Below are 17305 nucleotides of genomic sequence, written 5' to 3' on the forward strand. Positions count from 1 at the left end.
CTTTCGTCACTACATACCAGGCAGGGTTAGCTTATGACTGAGGACAAGAACAGGAGCGCGGAATCCGCGGTTGACCTCGAGGATATGGTGGCTTCGAGTGATACTGGGGCTCGCAAGCCTGCGGGCATGCCGGGAAAACTATTGGTTAGCATCGCCGCGGCATGGTCGCTGTTTCAACTGTGGGTCGCCTCCCCACTGCCTTTCGTGGTCGGCTTTGGTGTCTTCAATGCCACTGAGGCTCGTTCCATACACTTGGCATTCGCGCTGTTTTTAGCCTATATGGCCTATCCGGCACTAAAACGCTCACCACGCGACCGCATACCCATTCAGGATTGGGTGCTAGCCGCGGCAGCGGCATTCTGTGGTGCCTATATGTTCATGTTTTATGAACAGTTGTCACAACGACCGGGGGCGCCGATTCTGCAAGATGTGATCATTGGGGTGACGGGGCTTCTGTTGCTGCTTGAAGCAACGCGTCGAGCGCTTGGCCCACCACTGATGATCATTGCCTCGATCTTCATTATTTATTCTCTTGCCGGGCCCTACATGCCAGGCATTCTTTCACACCGGGGGGTAAGTCTCTTCGGTCTGGTCAACCACCAGTGGCTGACTACCCAGGGGGTATTCGGTATCGCCCTTGGGGTTTCTACTAGTTTCGTATTCCTATTCGTGCTGTTCGGAGCCTTACTCGATAAGGCGGGTGCTGGCAATTATTTCATCAAAGTGGCGTTCTCGCTGTTGGGTCACTACAAGGGGGGGCCGGCCAAGGCTGCGGTAGTGGCATCGGGCATGACTGGCCTGATCTCGGGCTCCTCAATTGCCAACGTGGTAACTACAGGTACCTTCACCGTACCGATGATGAAGCGCGTCGGTTTTTCCTCCGAAAAGGCGGGTGCTGTTGAAGTAGCCTCCTCTGTCAACGGTCAGATTATGCCGCCCGTGATGGGCGCTGCGGCCTTCCTGATGGTCGAGTATGTCGGCATCTCCTATGTGGAAGTCATCAAGCATGCATTCTTACCTGCGCTAATTTCCTACATCGCCTTGATTTACATCGTCCATCTTGAGGCCATGAAGGCTAACCTGCAGGGCCTGCCAACCAGCAATCCTCCTAAGCCACTGGTGCGCAAGGTGATCGGCTTCTTGGGCGGTTTATTATTGATGATGGTAACGGCGCTGGTGGTCTACTACGGCCTGGGGTGGTTAAAGCCTGTTTTGGGCTCCGCCACGCCTTGGGTGGTAAGTGTAGCCCTGGTGGTGATCTACATCGCACTGCTCAAGGTGGCTTCAGGCTATCCGGAGCTCGAGCTTGACGATCCGAATGAACCGATCTTCAAGCTGCCCCAGACCCGGCCAACGGTGATGGTTGGGCTGCAGTTCATTCTGCCGGTGATCGTGCTGGTGTGGTGCCTGATGGTAGAGCGCTTGTCTCCGGGACTGTCGGCATTCTGGGCCACGGTGCTCATGGTCTTCATCATTCTGACTCAGCGTCCCATTACGGCAATCTTCCGCGGGCAGAGTGACATGGGCGAGGATATCCGTGCGGGTGTCCTGGATCTGTGGAGTGGCTTAGTGACGGGTGCCCGCAACATGATCGGCATCGGCATCGCCACCGCGACAGCTGGCATTATCGTTGGTGCGGTTTCCCAGACCGGCGTGGGCTTGGTGCTGGCCGATGTGGTGGAAATCCTCTCTATGGGGAACCTGATGCTGATCCTGCTGCTCACTGCGGTGCTCAGCTTGATCCTCGGCATGGGTCTGCCCACTACCGCCAACTACATCGTGGTGTCGGCGCTACTTGCCCCGGTGATCGTGCAACTCGGTGAACAGAACGGTCTGTTGGTACCGCTGATTGCCGTTCACCTGTTCGTGTTCTATTTCGGCATTATGGCCGATGTGACACCACCGGTGGGGCTTGCCTCTTTCGCGGCAGCAGCTGTATCGGGAGGAGACCCGATACGAACCGGTTTTCAGGCTTTCTATTATAGCTTGCGGACCGCGGCGCTACCGTTCCTGTTCATCTTTAACACCGACCTGCTGCTGATCGACGTGAGCTTCCTGCAGGGTATCGTGATCTTCATCATATCGACGATAGCGATGCTGATCTTTGCTGCTGGCTCGCAGGGCTTCATGATCGTGCGTAACCGCTGGTACGAATCCATTCTAATGCTGCTGGTCGCCTTTACGCTGTTCCGCCCGGGGTTCTGGATGGATATGATCCATGACCCCTATGAGTCGGTGCCGCCGTCACAGTTCGTCCAGACATTGGGTGATGTGGATGAGGAGAGCACGCTACGACTGCAGATCCGTGGTGAAGATGACTTTGGTGACCCGCTTACTACCTATATGGTTCTGCCCGTGCCTGAAGGGGAGACAGGGGAAGAGCGCTTGGAGAACCTAGGGCTTGAGCTACTGATCGAAGACGAGCGGGCGGTCATCGACATGGTAGCCTTCGGTAGCACCGCGGCCGATCTTGGCTTGGATTTCGACCAGGAAATCATCGAGGTGCTGGCACCTGTGGATCGTTGGATTAAGGAATTGATGTGGATTCCGGCGTTCCTGGTGTTTGGTTTGATCGTAGTTATGCAGCGTCGTCGTCGTAACAATACGTCAGCCACGGCTGCTGCATAAAGGAGGATGCCATGTACAGCAAAATCGTATTGCCGGTGGATCTGAACGAGGAGGCCTCTTGGTCAAAGGCTCTGCCTACGGCCATTGCGCTGTGTCAGACTTTTGGGGCTTCACTGCATGTGGTAACAGTGCTCCCTGAGTTCACGATGCCCATGGTAGGAGCCTATTTTCCAAAGAACTTTGCTGAAAAAGCACATGCTGCGTTGAAAGAGGCGCAGCATAAGTTTATTAAGGAAAATGTGCCTGAGGAGATTAAGACTCAGAGTGTGATTGCTGACGGCTCGCCATGGGAGGCCATCATTAAGGTAGGTAAAAAGCTAGATGCCGACCTGATTGTCATGGCATCTCACACCAAACGTAAATTTGTCGACTACGTTCTGGGCCCCAATGCGGAACACGTGGTTCACCATGCCAAGATTTCGGTGATGATCGTGCGCTGATGTCGATACTCGTTGACTAGTAAGAGAACTCCAGGCCATTTGGCCTGGAGTTTTTGTTTGTGGGGTTATATTAACGCTGACTAACGCATCGAATAAATTGGCGTTAATAGCATGAAAGCAGGATTTTTTGTACGTAATGCCGTGAGACAGCTCTACCTTGCCATTGCTCAGCTACATTAAAGGTACGTTAAGCCATTAACCCATGGTTAACGAACTCATGCATGTGGCGACTTTTCAGGGTGTTGGGTAAGTTCGATCTCAACCTGAGTGGGTTTAAAGGCCACCGCTGCATTGGGGCAAAACTAAGGAGTCAGGCTATGAATGCAGCTACAACAAAAACGCACGGCCGAGCAGATATGCCTAACGTGAAAATCACTATTAATAAGGTGGGGATGGATCGGCCGCGTGCATGGCTTGCCGCGGGGTTCGAGGACTTCCGTCGTGCAACTGCTATCAGTTTAACCTACGGCATGTTTTGGGTGGGATTAAGCATAGCCATTACAGCAGGCGCAATAACACTGGGCTATTGGTACTGGTTATTACCTATGATCGCCGGGTTTATGTTTGTTGGACCACTGGTGGCGGTAGGCTCTTACGGCATTAGTCTTGCTCTTGAACGGGGAAGGGTTCCGAACCTTGGTGATGCCTTCGGCAGTTGGCGTCCTCATGCAGGCCAGTTGGCGATGATGGGCGTGATGATGATGATTTTCTTCCTCGCCTGGATTCGTCTTGCAACGCTGCTGTTCGCGTTATTCTTTGGCTTTGAGGTGCCGAGTCCAGCGACTCTTTACACATCACTCCTTACCACGCCAGAAGGCTTGGGCATGATTGCAGTAGGTTCAGTGGCGGGCGGTATTCTCGCTTTTGGTGCCTTTGCCATTAGTTCAGTGGCTATCCCAACGCTCATGGATCAGGACCTTACTTTTATGGAGGGTATCGAAGCTAGCGTACGCTGTGTTGCCAAAAACTTCCGTCCTATGCTGTTGTGGGCTGCTATTTTAACGGGCTGCGTTTTAATTGGCGTACTTACTTTTTACATTGGCTTGGCACTCATTTTGCCCGTTTTAGGCCACGCAACATGGCATGCTTATGAAGAGTTGGTGCGTTTTGAACCAGTCGAGAAGCTTGAGACCTAACGCTCTGAAAGCCTTAGAATGCTGAGCCTCAAACGTGTTGTTAAGTAAAAACATACTTAACCTGACTATGTAAAAGAGATAGCGTAACCTTTGCGCTATCTCTTTTTTATCTAGGGTCCTGCCTGTCTTGATAGTTGACAGAAATGGTCCTACTTTCAAAATATTGTGTCGTGAGGTAAGCGTTGTGAAAGCATTTTTACTGGGAGGGATTATGCTGGCGCTTAGCATTCCTGCGATGGGGCTTGTGCATACAGAGGCTCCCCTAGAGATGCCTGAAGGGCCCGTTATACTCACAATCAACGGTGATATAACACATTTCAATACCACCCAAGGCGCACGCTTTGATCGTGCTATGTTGCAAGCGTTGCCGCAGCACTCCTTTGAAACAGGCACGCCGTGGACCGAAGGTAGTAGTACTTATAGCGGACCGCTGATGCGCACATTATTAGAGCATGTTGGGCTACCAAATGCTGACAACCGCCTTGGGGGCAGCTCTAGAAATAGTTCTAGAAACAGCTCTGGAAATGGCTCTGGAAATGGTCCTGGAAATAGCGTTTATGTCTCCGCTTTAAACGGCTTCGAAGCGGAAATACCGATTAGTGATTTTTATAAGTATGATGTGATCCTAGCATTAGAGCGGGACGGGCAAAGCATTCCCATCCGTGAGTACGGCCCGTTGTGGGTGCTTTATCCTTTCAGCCAAGATGAGGCTCTTTTAAGTGAAAAAATGCGTTTTAGAGCTGTTTGGCAAGTTATGCAGATAAATGTCCGTTAGTCGGCCTGTTTCTCGAGCTCCCCGCCTGCTGCGTTATCCGCGACGCTTTAAAGTGGTTGCTATGATTACCGTCCTGCTGTTCGCGGCCGCGCTGGTAGTGGCAGCCTTAGCGGCTTGGCGTCAGGATAATTTGACCCAAAGTTTGAGAGAAGATACGGCCTGGGTGGTATATAAGCTTGATCGCGATGCGATTCAGCTATTCAACCACTTGCTTGCGGTCACCCGTGGCCCGATTTCACCTTCTGATCAGGACACTTTGAACCTGCACTTCGAGTTACTCTACAGCCGCATGACGCTGTTGCAGGAGGGCGAAGTGAGCCAGCTGTTAGACAATATCAGTGTAGCAAAAGCGTTATTAGCTCAAATTCAGCAGCAGCTAGATACGCTAGATCCTATGTTTGAACCTCATGCCTCTTTACCTCAGTTACCGATTGCTGAGCTAGAGGAAGGGCTGTTGGTGCTCACTCGATTTACAGAGCGATTTGTTATCGCTATTAATGGTTATCTAGCGGAGTCTGCTACTGAAGAGCGCGTGTTATTAAATATTTTATATAAGCTTTTAATATCACTGTTGGTGGGAATGAGTCTCGCTGTCTTGCTGGTCATTGTGTTTCTCGTGCGAGAGATGCGAGAAAGTGCCTCCGCTCGCCGTGAGCAAGAGCAACTTAGCCACCAACTAGAAATCACTGCCACGCAGGCACAGGCCGCAAATCACGCTAAATCTGACTTTTTAGCGATGGTTAGCCATGAAATTCGCACGCCGCTCAACGGCGTCATTGGTATGAGCGAGTTGCTGCGTGAACCATCTAGCCTTGCGCAAGTAGAAGACTATGCTCGTACGATTCATGACAGCGCTAACCAGTTGCTAGCGATGATCAATGAAATTCTTGATTTTTCAAAGATTGAAGCGGGGCACCTAACGCTTGACACTTCACCCACCGCCCTTAAACCACTAGTCGACAGCGTTATATCGCTTTTCGAGCCTCGCGCTAAGGAAAAAGGCCTGCAGTTAACGTTGTATGTTGATCCTCTCGTCCCGGCATGGGTAATGATCGATGCCAGCCGATTGCGTCAGATTTTGCTTAACCTCATCACAAACGCTATTAAGTTTACTGACCATGGTAAAGTCAATATACGTATTTATTCCACGGTAAATAGCCTGTTATTTGAAGTTTGTGATACCGGTTGTGGCTTGAGTGAGGAGCAACAGGCATCCCTGTTTGAGCCATTTCAACAAGCGGATGAGTCAGTTGCTCGTCGGTTTGGCGGTACTGGGCTAGGGCTGGCGATTTGTAAACGCTTAAGCGAGGCTATGCAAGGGCGGTTAGGGGTTCGTAGCACCCCTGGACAGGGCAGCACATTTTGGTGCGAGTTGCCCCTTGTAGAAGCTAGCCCCGTTACCGCTTCATTGCCGCCCGAACCAACGCAGGATTTTGCTGGCACATCCTTACTACTTGTGGAAGACAATGCCATCAATCGTAAGGTTGCCACTGGGCTACTGTCGCGCCTTGGATGCGATGTCGTCTGTGCCGAAAATGGCCAAGATGCTCTAGACATGGTGCAGGCTCAGCAGGTGCACCTCATCTTTATGGATATTCAGCTACCGGATATCGATGGCATCACCGTGACCAAACAGCTTCGCTCTCAAGGCGGTTGGTTGGCCAACGTGCCGATTGTGGCCATGACGGCCGGCGGCGTGGAAGATGTTCGTCAACGCTGCCTAGCAGCGGGAATGAACGATTACATTACTAAACCGCTATCCTTAATTTCCCTTAGTCATGTGCTGTCGCTACAGCTGTTTGCGGTTTCGCGCCCATGTACTTTGTCGACATTGCCTTTAGATCAGGAGCAGCAAGAGTTACAGCCACTACTTAATCGTACAACGCTAGAGTCCCTGGTGGAGTCACTGGGAGCTGAAAGTGTCGATCAGCTCATCATGCTTTATCATCAGCAAGTGAGTGATTACTCTGCGCAGTTGGCGGCTTATCTAAGCAACACGGCGTTGCTGACAGCGGAGCAAGCCAAGCAAGTGGCACGCTTAGCACATCAGCTGCGCGGCGAATCGCTCGGTGTTGGAGCCGAGCGTTTGGCCGCTGAGGCTAAACGGCTTGAGATAATCGCCAGTAACAGCACGTCCTCACCGCAAGACTTTACTGACACCATGAATCTATTGAGACAAACCGCTTCGCGAACTCATGCAGCGTTGGAGAAATGGCGTCGTGACGATAGCACCGAAGAATAGCGGCATTCAGGCCGCAGCCAGCAACCAACTTAATCCCTTTCAAGCCGCCGATGAATTGGCTCAACAGCTTGGTCATGAACACTTAGGTTTTGTGCTGTTTTTTTGCAGTGCTGAGTATCCGTTAGAGGAACTAGCAACGGCCCTTAGCGGTGTGTTTGATAAGGTGTCAATGAGTGGCTGCACGACGGCGGGCGAGATTACACCACAGGGCTATGATCGGGGCTCTGTGGTAGCGATCGGTTTTGATCGTCGCGTGTTTGCGGTTGAAACTGCACTGGTAGACGACCTTGATAACTTCGACCTCAGCCGCGCACAACCGCTCGTGGATACCTTACTGGAGCGTTGTCGACAGCAGGCGGTTGCACCGGTGAATGAGCATAGCTTTGCGCTCACATTGCTAGATGGTTTATCCAGCCGTGAAGAACAGGTATTAGCAACCTTAGATGCGGCTCTTGGCCGTATTCCCAGCTTTGGCGGCTCGGCCGGTGATGATAACCACCTTACCCATACGCATGTGTATGCCAATGGGCATTTTCATACTCGCGCCGCCGTCGTGGTAATGCTTAACACGCGGCTACCATTTGAGGTGTTTTCTACCCATCACCTTGAACCGCTAGCCCATAAGTTAGTGGTAACAGAGGCTGACCGAGAGCAGCGCCGAGTGCTAGAGCTTAATGGGTTACCTGCTGCTGACGTTTATGCAGCATTAGTCGGCTGTCCTGTTGATGCGCTATCACCCTCCATTTTTGCCCAGCACCCACTGGCAGTTTATATCGGTGGACAGCACTATATTCGCTCAATACAACGCGTCAATGAAGATGCTAGCCTAACGTTTTACTGCGCAGTAGAAGCGGGCATTGTGCTCACTGCGATGCGGCCTGCGCCGTTACTCTTAGATCTAGAGGGGATGCTACAGCGCGTGCAACAACGCCTGGGAGCAACACCTTCGATTATAGGCTGTGATTGTTTCTTAAGGCGTATGGCGCTTGAGTCTTTGCAACAGCTGGATCAGGCGTCAGCGCTGCTTCGTCAGGCACGAGTGGTGGGGTTTAATACCTACGGCGAACATCATCATGGCATGCACGTAAACCAAACCTTTACGGGGGTGGCTTTTGGCGCTCTTCCAACTAGCGGCAGATAGTGATTCTACGGCGGATAATGCCACGCTAAGCGAAGAAAACCGTCGTTTGCGTAAGGTTTGCCAAGCCCTAATGGAGCGTGTGGAGTCCGGCGCAAGCCCCAATAGCGCTCCCTATGCCGCGTTTGAGCGTTCGGTGCTGCTAGCCGAGCAAGTGCGCGAACGCACCGATGCACTTCACCGCACACTAGATGAACTTAGCCAAGTAAATGCGCGGCTGTTGGCGGCGAATGCCGAAGCGGAGGCGGCCAATCTTTCTAAAACGAAATTTTTAGCGGCGGTCAGTCATGACCTGCTTCAGCCGTTAAACGCCGCCCGTTTATTCGCCAGCGCCTTAGAAACCCACGCGCTACCCGAGGCCTCCCAGGCTTTAGTAGGGCACATAGGGCGTTCGTTAAAGGATGTTGAAGGGCTTTTAGGTACATTGGTAGATATTTCCCGTTTGGATGCCGGTGTGCTCCACGCGGATAAAGCACCGTTTGCGGTAAGTACGCTGTTAGATGCCTTGGCAGAAGAGTATCGGCAAGTAGCCGCCGTGCGTGGGCTGACGCTTCACTATGTGCCGTCGAGTGTGATGGTCGAATCAGATTTGGCGCTACTGGCACGTGTTGTGCGCAACTTTCTCAGCAATGCCGTGCGCTACACCGAACATGGACACTTACTGCTTGGCTGTCGGCGACGCGCCAATGGTCTTGAAATTATGGTGGGCGATACTGGGCCGGGGATACCAGAGCCACAGCGTCAGGCGATTTTTCTAGAATTTCGCCGCGCCAGCCAGTCTCAAAGTAGCCACAGCCGGGGGCTTGGGTTGGGGCTAGCGATCGTAGATCGCATCAGTACTATGTTAGAGCACCCTGTATCGCTTACTTCACAACTTGGGCGTGGCTCGCTGTTTTCTGTGCTGGTCCCTTTCTCTGCGTCAGAACCTAATACAGCCCCAAGCGAGGGGGCATCGCCCGTTGCTTATGCGCCAAAAGCATTGCCTGGATCTGATCGTTGGCAGCACGATCCGCTACAAGGCTGTGTCATTTGGGTGATCGATGATGATCCCGCGATTGTAGAAGGAATGCAGGCGTTGCTGGGCAGTTGGGGGTGTCGGGTGAGGGCAGCCGCTACGGTGAGCGCGCTGGAAGCAGCGAGTGACGGTGAGTGCCCGGCTGTGCTGTTAGTGGATTACCATCTGGGGGATCACCGCGAAAATGGGATCGACTTGGCTGCAAGACTGCGTCGACGCTATCCAGGGTTAGCCACCGTAGTCATCACTGCCAACCATGAGGCAACTTTGAAACGAGCCACCCGGGAAGCAGGTATGCACTGTTTGTTAAAACCGCTAAAGCCTCTTCGCTTAAAGATGCTACTGGGGACGCTCTTAGAGACTTCTGCTTAACGGGAAGTCGGCGGCTAGGTGGAGGAAGTTCGTTTGGCAAGATAAGCGCCTAGTTCCTCTTCACCTGCGATGACGATGGCGTGCACTCTGCTTGTTGCACCGAGCTTGCGTAAAATAGCTGAAACATGTGTTTTCACTGTGGTTTCAGCGATAAACAGCTCTCGTGCGATTTGCTTATTGGACATCCCCTGCGCCATGCAACCCAACACATCTAACTGCTTGTCGGTTAAGCGTATTAGCCGTTCACGGGATACCTCCGACGAAGGTGCCAACGTCGATGGCTCCATGCGCGGGGGCGGCTGGCGCATAATATCTGCAGGCAGATAAAGTTGCCCCTGAAGAATTTGGTTGAGTGCTGCTAACAGCTGTTCTCGGGGAGTTGATTTCGGAATATAGCCCACGGCACCTTGGGTAATGGCGTCTAACACCAACTGGCGCTCCTGGTGTGCCGAGACAATGGCGACAGGCAGCCATGGAAATCTTTCTCGAAGTATTGTCAGACCTTCTAGTCCATCGGCATCGGGCAGGCTTAAATCGAGTAATAGCAAATCAAGTTCATCATGGATGCCGATTGTGTGAATAGCCGCCGCCAAACTGTCCGACTCCAACAGTTGAGTATCTGTTAAACCAGCGCTAATTACCGCGTGAAGTGCATCGCGAAACAGCGGATGGTCGTCTGCCACTAGCAACGAGTACATGGCGTCTCCTACCAAGGGATGAGGGTGCGTCCTGCCATCGGGCTATATCGTAAATGGCGCGTGTGGCCAACACTGGGTAGGCACCTTATTTTATAATCATAATACTCAGGAGCTTTACCATGATCTACGCCAACCCGGGTGATGCTGGTTCCGTTGTGTCCTTTGAAAAACGTTTTGGCAACTATATCGGCGGTGAGTTTGTTCCCCCGGTCAACGGCCAGTACTTTGATAATATCAGTCCTGTTAACGGTCAAGTATTCTGCGAGATTCCCCGCTCTGGCGCTGAAGATATTGAGAAAGCGCTGGATGCAGCCCACAAAGCCGCGCCTGCCTGGGGCAAAACCTCCGTTCAAGAGCGCAGTAATATCCTACTTAAGATTGCCGACCGCCTCGAGCAAAACCTTGAAATGTTAGCGGTCGCAGAAACGTGGGATAACGGAAAAGCCGTTCGTGAAACCTTGAATGCGGATATTCCGCTTGCTGTTGACCACTTCCGTTACTTTGCTGGCTGCTTGCGTTCGCAGGAGGGTACGGCTGCGGATATCGATGCTAACACCGTTGCTTACCACTTCCATGAGCCGCTAGGCGTTGTTGGTCAAATTATTCCCTGGAACTTCCCGATTCTAATGGCCGCTTGGAAACTGGGCCCTGCTCTTGCCGCGGGTAACTGCGTCGTACTGAAGCCAGCTGAGCAAACTCCTGCCTCGATATTGAAAGTGATGGAGGTGATTGGCGACCTGCTACCCCCTGGTGTACTTAACGTCGTTAATGGATTTGGCGCCGAAGCTGGTCAAGCTCTCGCCACCAGCAAGCGGATTGCCAAAATTGCCTTTACCGGTTCAACACCGGTTGGTTCGCACATTCTTAAATGTGCCGCAGAAAATATTATCCCTTCGACAGTGGAGCTGGGGGGTAAATCGCCCAATATCTATTTTGCAGACATCATGAACGCCGAGCCGACGTTTATTGATAAAGCTGTTGAAGGCTTAGTGCTGGCATTCTTCAACCAAGGCGAAGTATGTACCTGTCCTTCTCGTGCACTGATTCAAGAGAGCATGTACGACGAGTTTATGGCCAAGGTGGTCGAAAGAACTAAAACCATCAAGCGTGGCAACCCGCTAGATACCGACGTTCAAGTTGGTGCACAAGCCTCCCAAGAGCAGTTCGATAAGATTATGTCGTACATGGACATCGCCCGCGACGAAGGCGCCGAGTTCCTTGCCGGTGGCGATAAAGAGAGCCTGGATGACAGCATCAATAGCGGCTACTACATCCAGCCGACACTGCTCAAAGGCAACAACAAGATGCGCGTCTTCCAGGAAGAGATCTTTGGTCCTGTGGTCGCTGTGACCACTTTCAAAGATGAAGAAGAAGCGCTCGCCATTGCCAACGATACCGAGTTCGGCCTGGGGGCCGGTGTCTGGAGCCGTGACATCAACGTCGCCTTCCGTATGGGACGTGGCATTCAAGCAGGTCGCGTTTGGACCAACTGCTACCACCAGTACCCTGCCCATGCTGCGTTTGGTGGTTATAAGAAATCAGGCGTAGGTCGCGAAACCCATAAAGTGGCGCTTGAGCACTATCAGCAAACTAAGAACCTGCTAGTGAGTTACGATATTAACCCGCTAGGTTTCTTCTAATAGGCTATTCTGAAGTGATACCGCCCGGCTATTGCCGGGCGTTTTGCTACTCCTCTGACGCTTACTGTAACGATAAGAGCAATCACAAGTTGCCACATCGACAACCATCAGGAGTTGCATCATGGATAACACAATGCGAGCGGCAGTCGTACGTGAGTTCGGTCAGCCACTAGCGATAGAAGAAGTAAACGTGCCTCGTCCCAAGCGGGGAGAGGTGCTGATGAAGGTGGCGGCCTCTGGCGTTTGCCACACCGATCTACATGCAGCACACGGAGATTGGCCGGTGAAACCCTCGCCACCGTTCATTCCTGGGCACGAAGGTGTTGGGCATATTGTGGCGGTGGGTGACGGCGTTACTCATGTCAAAGAGGGCGATCGTATCGGCGTGCCCTGGCTGTACTCAGCCTGTGGTTACTGTGAACACTGTTTAGGCGGCTGGGAAACCCTGTGTGAATCCCAGCAAAATACCGGTTACTCGGTCAACGGTGGGTTTGCCGACTACACCTTGGCGGATGCAGGCTATGTGGGGCGTCTGCCGGACGCCGTTGATTTCATCGAAATAGCCCCGGTTCTGTGTGCCGGAGTAACGGTTTATAAAGGCTTGAAAATGACCGATACTCGCCCAGGTCAGTGGGTGGTTATTTCAGGCGTCGGCGGCCTGGGACATATGGCGGTGCAGTATGCGAAAGCGATGGGGCTAAACGTCGCTGCTGTTGATGTTGACGACGGAAAGCTCGCTTTGGCCGAACGGCTAGGTGCCACGGTGACGGTTAATGCGATGAAAACCGACCCAGCAGCGTATCTGAAAAAAGCCATTGGTGGTGCCCACGGGGCATTGGTCACAGCGGTATCGCCAAAGGCGTTTGATCAAGCGCAAAACATGTTACGCCGTGGTGGCACACTGGTGCTCAATGGCTTGCCACCGGGTGACTTCCCGCTGCCAATCTTTAGCACAGTGCTTAACGGTATTACCATTCGCGGTTCGATCGTCGGAACCCGCAGCGACCTGCAGGAAGCGTTGGATTTCGCTGCTGAAGGCAAAGTCAAAGCGACTGTGGCGACCGACACGCTAGACAATATCAACAACGTCTTCCAACGTATGATCGACGGCAAGATCGAAGGTCGTATTGTGCTGGATATGGCGAGTTGAGTGACCGCGAGGGGGAGACGATAGCTCCCCCTTTTATTCTCTGCCGTCTATCCAATACTTACTGTACCTTGCTTTTCCAGCCAGCGTTGTACCATACGCTCGGCATGGGCAAGATTGCTCACGACCGCTAACTTTCTCACTTCACGCTTAATGCCCGCGCGTTTAATTTTGAGTGCCAGGCGCGGCTGCAGTCCAACGAACATCACTCCCACGCCTTGTTCGCTTAGCTCACGACGCAGCGTATCTAACGCCACCATGGCCGTGGTATCCAGACTGGGAACTTCACGCATATCCAGAACGATAATTCGCACGCTGTGATCAATCACGCGTAGCGTGGCAATCGCCTTTTCTGCGGCACCGAAAAATAGTGGGCCGTGAATTTTGTAAAGGGCGACTTCCGGCGGGAAGCGCGCCTCTTTGTCGGGTGTGTCTAAGCGTTGAGTATGGGTCAACTGTGCCATGCGGCGAATAAACAACGCGGCGGCCAAGCCAATACCGACAGCTACTGCAATCACCATGTCAAAAAGCACCGTTAGCCCAAAGCAGATAACCAGCACCCACACATCGCTGGCGGGGGCACTTTTCAGCGTATGCACGAAGTGGCGCGCCTCGCTCATATTCCAGGCGATGATCAGCAGCAGGGCGGCTAGCGCCGCCATGGGCACGAACCCCAACACACCCGCCAGCGCCACCACGGCAAGCAGTACCACCAGGGAGTGAACGACCGCCGCCAGCGGTGAAAACGCTCCGCTTTTGATATTGGTCGCCGTGCGGGCAAGCGCAGCTGTGGCGGTAATGCCGCCGAAGAAGGGCACCACCATATTGCCCAGGCCCTGGCCAATCAGTTCGGCGTTAGGGTCGTGGCGGGTGCGGGTCAGGCCATCCGCCACCACGGCGCACAGTAGCGACTCGATGGCGGCCAGTAGGGCGATGGCCAGTGCTGGGCCAAGCAGCGCCTGAATCAGCGCGAAATCGACCTCGAGTGGTGTGCCATCCGCGCCAGGAAAGTGCCACGGTGCCGCAACGCTTGGAGGGAATGGGGGAATGCCGCTACCGCTTTCACCTTGAAACTCCCAACTAAACCGTGAGGCGATCGTGTCGATTTCAACGCCACTCATCGTCAATAAAGCGGCGGCCAGAGTGCCCACTGCCAAGCCTATCAGCGGGGCAGGAATGGGCGTCTTCAGGCGGGGCCAGATCAGCAGCGTTGCCAAGGTCACCACTCCCACGCTGAGCTCGGCCGGTGAAAGGCTGGGCAGCGCTCGCCCAATGAGCATGAGGTTATTCAGGGTGCTATCGCCTAGCGCTACGTCCGCGAGGCCCAGAAAGTCAGGTAACTGGAGGAGGGCAATGACTACCCCAATACCTGCGGTAAAGCCAAGAATGACCGGGTAGGGCACGTACTGAATTAGGCTGCCTAACCGAGAAAGCCCCAGCGCCACTAGAATGGCACCGGCCATCAGTGTGGCGATCAGCAGTCCGCCCAGGCCATGGTTGGCCACGATGGGAAACAGAATCACCACAAAGGCGGCGGTGGGGCCGGAGATGTTAAATCGTGAACCACCGGTTAAGGCAATCACCGCGCCGGCGACAATCGCGGTGTAAAGCCCATGTTGGGGCGGCACGCCGGTAGCAATCGCTAACGCCATAGAAAGTGGGACGGCTACCACACCAATCGTCAGCCCCGCCATCACATCGCGCTTCAATCTGGCCAGTGTATACCCTTGACGCCAAGCGCTGACCAGCGCGCTACCGGGCAGTGGCACAACGTAACCCGAAGAACGTTTGGCGCGGGACATGGGGGAGCCTCCTAAAAATAGCGAAAACAAGCCATTACGCTACGCCTGCGATGAAATTTGCACAACAAGCCGTTCGTCGTCGTGTCGTTCGCGCACAAAAATCCCAGCCGCTTGGCTGGGATTTTTTTAAGCTAAGGGCAGATGTTTGCTTATATCTGCGAGTCTTCCGGCGGTTCACCGATGGTGCCTGGCATTGCTTGCACATGGCCCATCTGTTGACCTGCCAGAGTAAGGAAGTGTAGATGGCGTTCGTACTCTGCCACGAGATCACCAATCACTTGACCACGGGTATAGCCGTTCAGGTCTTTATCTTGACCGCCTTCAGCTAAGTACACGTCTAAGCGCACATAGAAGTCATCATCCGCAGGGATAAAGCTGGGTGTACGCATACGGTGCGGACATACTTGGTAGACAAAGCTAGTGGCATCGCCCAGGTCAACCTGCAGTGTCAGGTTGGGAAGTGACTCGCCATCAAGATGCTCTTCGGTAACGTTGGCGGTTTGGCCACGGCTTTCCAGTTCTTGGGCAAATTGCGTCATCGCTGGGCGAATAGAGTGCTGAATGGTTGCCGCGGCACCTGCACGGTTAGAGGTATCCAGCGCACGGTCCAAACGCTCACGCCAGTCGCCGCCGGGCGCTCCACCGGCAATCATGCGGCGTGCATCGGCCTTGCTGCCCTCCAGCTTCAGGGCTTTATACATTCCCACCATGACCGCAAAAATCACCAAGGAAAAAGGCAGGGCAGTAATTACCACCGCACTTTGCAGAGCGTTTAAGCCGCCAGCCATTAACAGGGCAATGGTGATCAAGCCAATTACTGCCGACCAGAAAATACGCAGACGGATCGGCGCATCGTGGTTAACGTCACTCAAAATAGACGTAAAGTTGGCCAGTACCAGTGCACCGGAGTCGGCAGAGGTAATAAAGAATACAATGCCTAGTACTGTTACGATGGCGGCAGTAAGACCTGCGTAAGGGTAGTACTCAAGCAGTGTATAAAGGGTCGTTTGTGGCGTGTTAAGTGCCTGTTCACCCAGTTCGACTACACCTTGATTGGCCACCAACTCAATGCCGCTGTTACCGAACACCGACATCCATACCATCATAAAGGCCAGCGGAATAAACAACGCTCCAGCGACAAATTCGCGGATGGTACGGCCACGTGAAATACGTGCCAAGAACAGGCCGACAAATGGTGTCCAGGCAATCCACCAGCCCCAGAAGAAGATCGTCCACCACATTTTCCACTCTTGGGCACCTTCATCGGCAAACGCGTAGGTGTCAAAGCTGGCACCCACAAATCCAGAAAGGTAGTCACCGGCGTTATTGACCACTTTATCTAATAGGACCAGGGTGTCGCCTGAAAAGAGTACAAATAGCATTAGCCCTAGCGCGAGCAGCATGTTGAACTCAGAAAGACGGCGAATGCCTTTCTCGACGCCAGTCACCACGGAAATGGTTGCCAACACCACGACCAGAACGATCAGAATTACCTGCACGGTGAGGGTTTCAGGCACGCCAAACATATAGGTGAGGCCGTAATTGAGCTGCATCACCCCAATACCCAGACTAGTGGCGATACCGAATACAGTGGAGACAACCGCGGTAATGTCTACGGCGTTACCGATTGGCCCATGAATACGCTTGCCTAAAATTGGATAGAGAGCGCTACGGATCGCCAGTGGCAAACGATGGCGGTAACTAAAGTAGGCCAGCGCCATACCCATCAACACGTACAGCCCCCAGCCGGAAAGCCCCCAGTGCAGATAGGTTTGAACGACGGCCTGACGCATGGCCTCTTGGCTTTCAGGCGCTAGATCAGGTGGTGCCAGATAGTGGGCGACCGGTTCAGCAACGCTGAAAAACAGCAGATCGATACCGATACCTGCAGCAAACAGCATGGCTGACCACGATAGCAACGAAAACTCAGGCCGTGAGTGATCCGGGCCTAGGCGAATGCTGCCAAAGCGCGACATGCCAATCATCACCACAAATACCAGATAAGCCACAATCGCCAGCATGTAGTACCAGCCGAATGTTTTACTTACCCAGGCAAGCCCAGCATCGAAGAAAGCGCCGGCCTGTTCGGTAAACAGCATGGTAAGAATCAAGAAAAGCAGAATTCCCGCCACGCTTCCGTGGAAAACCACGGGGTTGAGGCGGTCGCGTGAGGGGAGGTTGGGGTTGTCTTTCGCCATGGAGGCGGACTCCTGTTGTTAAGACAAGAATTAAAAACAGCATTATTTTTGAATGAACGTTCAAATAAAATACG

Annotated in this window: 12 protein-coding genes; 9 read left to right on the forward strand and 3 right to left on the reverse strand. The window is 53.2% G+C overall.

The window, feature by feature from the left end; translation table 11 throughout:
- Positions 1 to 33: 33 nt before the first annotated feature.
- The 7 genes from HVE01_RS00315 to HVE01_RS00345 all read left to right on the forward strand — a co-directional run bounded on the left by HVE01_RS00315 (position 34) and on the right by HVE01_RS00345 (position 9746).
- On the forward strand, positions 34 to 2628 hold the full coding sequence (locus HVE01_RS00315; RefSeq protein ID WP_125751119.1) for a TRAP transporter permease: 2595 nt from the start codon (positions 34 to 36) through the stop codon (positions 2626 to 2628).
- A gap of 11 nt (positions 2629 to 2639) precedes the next feature.
- Positions 2640 to 3068 (forward strand): universal stress protein, encoded by a 429-nt coding sequence (locus HVE01_RS00320; RefSeq protein WP_125751116.1) that lies wholly within the window; start codon positions 2640 to 2642, stop codon positions 3066 to 3068.
- Positions 3069 to 3385: 317 nt separating this feature from the next.
- Positions 3386 to 4204, forward strand: a complete 819-nt coding sequence (locus HVE01_RS00325; protein ID WP_125751113.1) for a DUF2189 domain-containing protein — start codon at positions 3386 to 3388, stop codon at positions 4202 to 4204.
- Between the two features lie 184 nt (positions 4205 to 4388).
- The gene (locus tag HVE01_RS00330; RefSeq protein WP_422822475.1) at positions 4389 to 4979 is read left to right on the forward strand and encodes a putative pterin-binding protein; all 591 of its coding nucleotides are present in this window, start codon (positions 4389 to 4391) and stop codon (positions 4977 to 4979) included.
- Positions 4969 to 7221: an ATP-binding protein gene (locus HVE01_RS00335; protein WP_146941770.1), complete on the forward strand. Its 2253-nt coding sequence runs from the start codon at positions 4969 to 4971 to the stop codon at positions 7219 to 7221. The genes HVE01_RS00330 and HVE01_RS00335 overlap by 11 nt, the downstream gene beginning before the upstream one ends.
- Complete coding sequence (gene nosP, locus HVE01_RS00340; RefSeq protein ID WP_198350369.1) at positions 7199 to 8362, forward strand: nitric oxide-sensing protein NosP; 1164 nt, start codon at positions 7199 to 7201, stop codon at positions 8360 to 8362. Before HVE01_RS00335 ends, nosP begins: the two co-directional genes overlap by 23 nt.
- On the forward strand, positions 8334 to 9746 hold the full coding sequence (locus HVE01_RS00345; RefSeq protein WP_146941773.1) for a hybrid sensor histidine kinase/response regulator: 1413 nt from the start codon (positions 8334 to 8336) through the stop codon (positions 9744 to 9746). Before nosP ends, HVE01_RS00345 begins: the two co-directional genes overlap by 29 nt.
- Positions 9747 to 9760: 14 nt before the next feature.
- Here the strand turns inward: HVE01_RS00345 and HVE01_RS00350 are convergent, their stop codons facing one another.
- Positions 9761 to 10444, reverse strand: a complete 684-nt coding sequence (locus tag HVE01_RS00350; protein WP_146941775.1) for a LuxR C-terminal-related transcriptional regulator — start codon at positions 10442 to 10444, stop codon at positions 9761 to 9763.
- A 119-nt stretch (positions 10445 to 10563) separates the two neighbouring features.
- Between HVE01_RS00350 and exaC the strand changes: the two genes are divergently transcribed.
- Both exaC and adhP read left to right on the forward strand, forming a co-directional pair.
- Positions 10564 to 12084, forward strand: coding sequence for an acetaldehyde dehydrogenase ExaC (gene exaC / locus HVE01_RS00355; protein ID WP_125751097.1), 1521 nt, complete (start codon positions 10564 to 10566; stop codon positions 12082 to 12084).
- A gap of 121 nt (positions 12085 to 12205) precedes the next feature.
- Positions 12206 to 13234: an alcohol dehydrogenase AdhP gene (adhP, locus tag HVE01_RS00360; RefSeq protein WP_146941777.1), complete on the forward strand. Its 1029-nt coding sequence runs from the start codon at positions 12206 to 12208 to the stop codon at positions 13232 to 13234.
- Positions 13235 to 13281: 47 nt separating this feature from the next.
- Here the strand turns inward: adhP and dauA are convergent, their stop codons facing one another.
- Positions 13282 to 15033: a C4-dicarboxylic acid transporter DauA gene (gene dauA / locus HVE01_RS00365; protein ID WP_146941779.1), complete on the reverse strand. Its 1752-nt coding sequence runs from the start codon at positions 15031 to 15033 to the stop codon at positions 13282 to 13284.
- Between the two features lie 149 nt (positions 15034 to 15182).
- Complete coding sequence (gene betT, locus HVE01_RS00370) at positions 15183 to 17231, reverse strand: choline BCCT transporter BetT (RefSeq protein ID WP_125751088.1); 2049 nt, start codon at positions 17229 to 17231, stop codon at positions 15183 to 15185.
- Between the last annotated feature and the right edge of the window lie 74 nt (positions 17232 to 17305).

The sequence above is a fragment of the Vreelandella venusta genome, assembly GCF_007989605.1.
GTDB classification, from domain to species: Bacteria; Pseudomonadota; Gammaproteobacteria; order Pseudomonadales; family Halomonadaceae; genus Vreelandella; species Vreelandella venusta.